Genomic DNA, 2,628 nt, shown 5'->3' with positions numbered 1-2,628 from the left:
GTTCGTTTGCTGTGAATCACACAGTGGACGCAAGTAAAATGTTTAGGGTGGTTAAGCCCTCGGCCTATTAGTACCGGTCAACTCAACACGTTACCGTGCTTACATCTCCGGCCTATCAACCCAGTAGTCTAGCTGGGAGCCTTACCCACTCAAGGTGGTGGGATACCTCATCTCGAAGCGAGCTTCCCGCTTAGATGCTTTCAGCGGTTATCCCTTCCGAACGTAGCCAACCAGCCATGCTCCTGGCGGAACAACTGGCACACCAGAGGTTCGTCCGTCCCGGTCCTCTCGTACTAGGGACAGCCCTTCTCAAGTATCCAACGCGCACGGCGGATAGGGACCGAACTGTCTCACGACGTTCTAAACCCAGCTCGCGTACCGCTTTAATGGGCGAACAGCCCAACCCTTGGGACCTGCTACAGCCCCAGGATGCGACGAGCCGACATCGAGGTGCCAAACCATCCCGTCGATATGGACTCTTGGGGAAGATCAGCCTGTTATCCCCGGGGTACCTTTTATCCGTTGAGCGACACCGCTTCCACACGCAAGTGCCGGATCACTAGTCCCGACTTTCGTCCCTGCTCGACCCGTCAGTCTCACAGTCAAGCTCCCTTGTGCACTTACACTCAACACCTGATTGCCAACCAGGCTGAGGGAACCTTTGGGCGCCTCCGTTACCCTTTAGGAGGCAACCGCCCCAGTTAAACTACCCACCAGACACTGTCCCTCGACCCGATCAGGGCCGCAAGTTAGATACCCAAACCCAACAGAGTGGTATTTCAACAATGACTCCACCCGAACTGGCGTCCGAGCTTCACAGTCTCCCACCTATCCTACACAATCGAATTCAGATACCAATGTCAAGCTATAGTAAAGGTCCCGGGGTCTTTCCGTCCTGCCGCGCGTAACGAGCATCTTTACTCGTACTGCAATTTCGCCGGGCCTGTGGTTGAGACAGTGGGGAAGTCGTTACGCCATTCGTGCAGGTCGGAACTTACCCGACAAGGAATTTCGCTACCTTAGGATGGTTATAGTTACCACCGCCGTTTACTGGCGCTTAAGTTCTCCGCTTCGCCCCGAAGAGCTAACAGGTCCCCTTAACGTTCCAGCACCGGGCAGGCGTCAGTCCATATACATCGTCTTACGACTTGGCATGGACCTGTGTTTTTAGTAAACAGTCGCTTCCCCCTGCTCTCTGCGGCCATACCACGCTCCACCCGCAAGGGGCTTCACGCGTCCGGCCCCCCTTCTCCCTAAGTTACGGGGGCAATTTGCCGAGTTCCTTAACCACAGTTCACCCGTCGCCTCGGTATTCTCTACCTGACCACCTGTGTCGGTTTAGGGTACGGGCCGCTCGAAACATCGCTAGAGGCTTTTCTCGGCAGCATAGGATCAATGACTTCACCAGAACGGCTCGGCATCACGTCTCAGCCTACATGCACCGCGGATTTGCCTACGGTACGGCCTACACGCTTACCCCGGCACAACCACCGGCCGGGCTCATCTACCTTCCTGCGTCACCCCATCGCTAAACTACTACCCACAGAGGTCCTAGTCTCCCGCATCGCCGGCCGAAGCCATTGAATTGATCAAGTAGTTAGTACTATGAGGTTCGTCTTGGGCGCTTCTTTGCGGGTACGGGAATATCAACCCGTTATCCATCGACTACGCCTCTCGGCCTCGCCTTAGGCCCCGACTCACCCAGGGCGGATTAGCCTGGCCCTGGAACCCTTGGTCATCCGGCGGAAGGGGTTCTCACCCTTCATTCGCTACTCATGCCTGCATTCTCACTCGTACAGCGTCCACGGCTGGATCACTCCGCCGCTTCACCCGCTGCACGACGCTCCCCTACCCATCCACACAAGTGTGAATGCCACAGCTTCGGCGGTGTGCTTGAGCCCCGCTACATTGTCGGCGCAGAACCACTTGACCAGTGAGCTATTACGCACTCTTTAAAGGATGGCTGCTTCTAAGCCAACCTCCTGGTTGTCCATGCGATCCCACATCCTTTTCCACTTAGCACACGCTTAGGGGCCTTAGCTGGCGATCTGGGCTGTTTCCCTCTCGACTACGAAGCTTATCCCCCGCAGTCTCACTGCCGCGCTCTCACTTACCGGCATTCGGAGTTTGGCTGATTTCAGTAAGCTTGTGGGCCCCCTAGACCATCCAGTGCTCTACCTCCGGCAAGAAACACGCGACGCTGCACCTAAATGCATTTCGGGGAGAACCAGCTATCACGGAGTTTGATTGGCCTTTCACCCCTAACCACAGGTCATCCCCCAACTTTTCAACGTTGGTGGGTTCGGTCCTCCACGTAGTCTTACCCACGCTTCAACCTGCCCATGGCTAGATCACCCCGCTTCGGGTCTAGAACATGCGACTAAAAACGCCCTATTCAGACTCGCTTTCGCTACGGCTACCCCACACGGGTTAACCTCGCCACATGCCACTAACTCGCAGGCTCATTCTTCAAAAGGCACGCCGTCACCCCTAAAGGCTCCGACGGATTGTAGGCGAACGGTTTCAGGTACTATTTCACTCCCCTCCCGGGGTACTTTTCACCATTCCCTCACGGTACTTGTCCGCTATCGGTCACCAGGAAGTATTCAGCCTTACCAGGTGGTCCTG

1 rRNA gene (running past one end of the window) is annotated in these 2,628 nt (G+C 56.0%); it reads right to left on the bottom strand.

What is annotated here, in order from left to right:
* Positions 1 to 47: 47 nt before the first annotated feature.
* Positions 48 to 2,628 (bottom strand): 23S ribosomal RNA (locus CHC09_RS44720) (it continues 493 nt past the right edge of the window).

The organism is Actinoplanes regularis (assembly GCF_900188005.1).
GTDB lineage: Bacteria > Actinomycetota > Actinomycetes > Mycobacteriales > Micromonosporaceae > Actinoplanes > Actinoplanes regularis.
The sequence above is the reverse complement of the archived record's forward strand: the minus strand, read 5'-3'. Positions and strand labels throughout refer to the sequence as shown.